At 59.8% G+C, this 3730-nt stretch carries 3 protein-coding genes and 1 pseudogene; all 4 read left to right on the top strand.

Annotated features, from left to right (window positions below):
* A pseudogene (locus ACWI8T_RS08940) lies at positions 1-553 on the top strand (dihydroxy-acid dehydratase); the annotation flags it as partial.
* Positions 553-2412, top strand: a complete 1860-nt coding sequence (ilvB, locus tag ACWI8T_RS08945; protein ID WP_449138690.1) for a biosynthetic-type acetolactate synthase large subunit — start codon at positions 553-555, stop codon at positions 2410-2412. The pseudogene ACWI8T_RS08940 and the gene ilvB, both read left to right, overlap by 1 nt.
* Positions 2412-2894: an acetolactate synthase small subunit gene (gene ilvN / locus ACWI8T_RS08950; protein ID WP_114615247.1), complete on the top strand. Its 483-nt coding sequence runs from the start codon at positions 2412-2414 to the stop codon at positions 2892-2894. Before ilvB ends, ilvN begins: the two co-directional genes overlap by 1 nt.
* 295 nt (positions 2895-3189) lie before the next feature.
* Positions 3190-3730: ketol-acid reductoisomerase (ilvC, locus tag ACWI8T_RS08955; RefSeq protein WP_449138689.1), on the top strand; the 541-nt coding region annotated here is incomplete at its 3' end.

Genomic DNA, 3730 nt, shown 5'->3' on the forward strand with positions numbered 1-3730 from the left:
GGTTGGCGCCCTGCGCGTGCTCCATGGCAACATCGCCCCTGATGGCGGCATCGTGAAGAAGAGCGCCGTCGACCCCAGCATGCTCACGCATACCGGTCCCGCCCGTTGCTTCAACAGCGAGGAAGAGGCCTGCGAGGCGATTTTCGCTGGCGAAATCAAGCCCGGCGACGTGGTTGTTATTCGCTATGAGGGCCCGAAGGGTGGCCCGGGCATGCGCGAAATGCTCACGCCCACGAGTGCCATTGTTGGCATGGGCCTGTCCAAGAGCGTTGCGCTTCTGACCGACGGCCGTTTCTCCGGCGCCTCGAAGGGCCCCTGCGTTGGCCATGTGAGCCCCGAAGCTGCAGCTGGCGGCCCCATCGCCCTTATTGAAGACGGCGATCAGGTCACCGTTGATATTGAAGGCGGCAAGCTCGAGCTGCATGTAAGCGACGAGGAACTCGCTGCTCGCCGCGCCGCTTTTGTGGCACCTGCGCCCAAGCATAATCACGGCGTGCTTGCCAAGTACGCGAAACTCGTTTCAAGCGCCGACAAGGGAGCGTATGTCTCATGATGAACACCTTGACTGACAAGCTGGCTCAAAAGCAGCTCGCCATTGAAGGCAAGCCGCTTGGACCCGGCAGCCATACCGAGCACGAGGGCAAAACGATGACGGGCGCCCAGGCGATTATTGCTTCGCTTGAGGCCGAAGGCGTCGACACCGTGTTCGGTTATCCCGGTGGCCAGGCCATCAAAATTTACGATGCGCTGTACGACAGCAAGAAGCTGCACCATGTGCTCGCCCGCCACGAGCAGGGCGCCACGCACATGGCCGACGGCTATGCGCGCGCCACGGGCAAGGTTGGCGTTGTGCTGGTAACGAGCGGCCCAGGCGCCACGAACACGGTGACGGGCATCGCGACCGCATACATGGATTCCATTCCCATGGTGGTTATCACGGGCCAGGTTACGCGCGGCGTCATCGGCACCGACTCGTTCCAGGAATCTGACATCGTAGGCATCACCATGCCTATCGTGAAGCACAGCTTCCTTCTGCAGTCGACCGACGACCTCACCGAGACGTTCCGCGAGGCGTTCTACATTGCTTCGACCGGCCGTCCGGGCCCTGTGCTCATCGACATTCCGAGCGATTTGCAGGGTGCCGAAATGGTGTTCCATTATCCCGATAGCGTGAACATTCCCAGCTATCGCCCCACGTACAAGGGCAATGCCAAGCAAATCAAGCAGGCGACCGCGCTCATTGAGACCTCGAAGCGTCCGCTGCTCTACGCAGGCGGCGGCATCGTGAGCTCTCACGCGTGCCAGGAATTGAAGGCGCTCGCGGAAGCTATGCAGATCCCCGTGGTTACCACGCTGCTCGGCAAAGGTTGTTTCCCCAGCTCGCATCCGTTGAGCTTGGGCCCCGTGGGCATGCACGGCTCCAAGTACGCCAACATGGCCATGACGGAATGCGACCTCATCATTGCCGCCGGCGCCCGCTTCAGCGATCGCGTGACCGGCAAGCTCGATGAATTCGCGCCGAACGCCAAGGTCATCCATATCGATATCGACCCGGCCGAAATTGGCAAGATTCGCGAGGCGAACGTGCCTATCGTCGGCGACGCCCAGGGCATTCTGGGCGGCATCGTGGCTCAGCTCGAGAAATCGGGCGCTGAGCCCGTCGATGCCGAATGGGTCGAAACGGTGAATGAATGGCGTGAGCGCTGGCCGTATTACGACGACCAGTTCAACGACTATCCGAACCAGATCGTTCCCGAGGTCGCGCTCGACGAACTCTCCAAGCAGCTCGATCCCGATAACTCCATCGTGACGACCGAGGTTGGCCAGCATCAGATGTGGGCTCATCAGCACATTGGCCGCGAGCATGCGCGCTCCTTCCTTTCGAGCGGCGGCTTGGGCACCATGGGCTTCGGTTTCCCCGCGGCTATCGGCGCCAAGTTCGGCTGCCCCGACAAGCAGGTCGTGTGCGTTGCCGGCGACGGCTCGTTCCAGATGAACAGCCAGGAAATGGCGACCGCGGCTATCAACAACGCCGCCGTGAAGGTGTTCCTGCTCGACAATCGCGCCCTGGGCATGGTGCATCAGTGGCAGAAGCTGTTCTATCACGAGCGCTATTCGTCCACGATCCTCAATCCGGTGCCCGACTTCGTGAAGCTCGCTGACGCATACGGTTGGGAAGGCGAGCGCATCGAGAAGCCCGAAGAGGTGGCTCCCGCGATTGCGCGCATGCTTGCGAGTGATAAGCCGTATTTGCTCGACGTTGCCATTTCGCCTGACCAGAACGTGTATCCCATGGTTGCGCCGGGCGCTGCGCTCGACAACGTGATTGGCGCGATTGACGTTACGCTCGGCGCTGTTCGTGTGAACGGCAAAGGCGTCGGCAAGAAGGACGAAAAGGAGGGCGAGGAATAATGAAGCACATCCTTTCCGTGTTGGTCGAAAACAAGTCGGGCGTGCTCTCGCGCGTGACCGGCATGATTTCGCGCCGTGGCTTCAATATTGAGTCGCTTACCGTTGCCCCTACTGAAGATCCCACGATGAGCCGCCTTACGGCAATCGTGAACGCCGACGAGGTTGGCTACGAGCAAATCACCAAGCAGCTGCACAAGCTGGTGAGCGTGTACAAGATCACCGACCTCACCGACGAAGACGCAATCGAGCGCGAGCTGGCATTGTTCAAGGTGAGCGCACCGGCCGATCGCCGTCACGAGATTATCGAGATCGCGAACGTCTTCCGAGCCAATATCGTGGACGTGGGTAAAAATTCGCTCACGATCGAAGCGACGGGTGACGAAAGCAAGCTCGAGGCGATGGAGGACCTCTTCCGAGCCTACGGTCTGAAGCAGCTCGTTCGAACCGGCAAAATCGCCATGTCGAGGAATTCGAAGGACTAGATTGGGCCGATTCCTCAGCGCATTGGCCGCCTTGCTGGTCGAATGATTTGCAAGAAGGGTTGCGTTAGGGAAGGAAAACGCGCGACGCAGCTTTGAGCTGCATCGTTGCGAGTTTTGAGACCATGGAGGGCTTTTGGCGTGCGGGGGTGCGCAATGCGCAGTTCCGCACGAGCCGAACAGCACATGAAGTGCTGTTCGTGCGAGCTCAGGACTGTTTGAGCACATGCGTATCCCCGCACGCCAAAAGCCCGATGGGATGATCAAGTTGTATGCAGTCAAAGAAAAGGAGAAACCCATGGCTGTTACTATCTATTACGAAAATGACGTGAACCCCGAAGTCATCAAGGGTAAGAAGGTTGCGATTATTGGTTATGGCTCGCAGGGCCATGCCCATGCGCTCAACCTCATGGACTCGGGCGTCGACGTTCGCGTTGGTCTGCGCGAAGGCTCCAAGAGCTGGGCTAAGGCTGAAGAAGCTGGCCTGAAGGTCATGCTCGAGGACGAGGCCGCCGAAGAAGCCGACGTCATCATGATTCTTATTCCCGATGAGCTGCAGCCTGAGGTTTACGAGCAGCACATCGCTCCGCACCTGCATGCTGGCGACACGCTCGCTTTCGCTCATGGTTTCAACATCCACTATGGCTACATCAAGGCCCCCGAGGACGTCAACGTCATCATGTGCGCTCCTAAGGGCCCGGGCCACATTGTGCGCCGTCAGTTCACCGAGGGTTCTGGCGTGCCTGATCTGGCATGCGTCGCTCAGGACGCTACTGGCGATGCGTGGGATATCGCCATGTCCTACTGCTGGGGCGTCGGCGGTGCCCGTTCCGGCATCA

The sequence above is a fragment of the Slackia sp. genome (assembly GCF_977041755.1).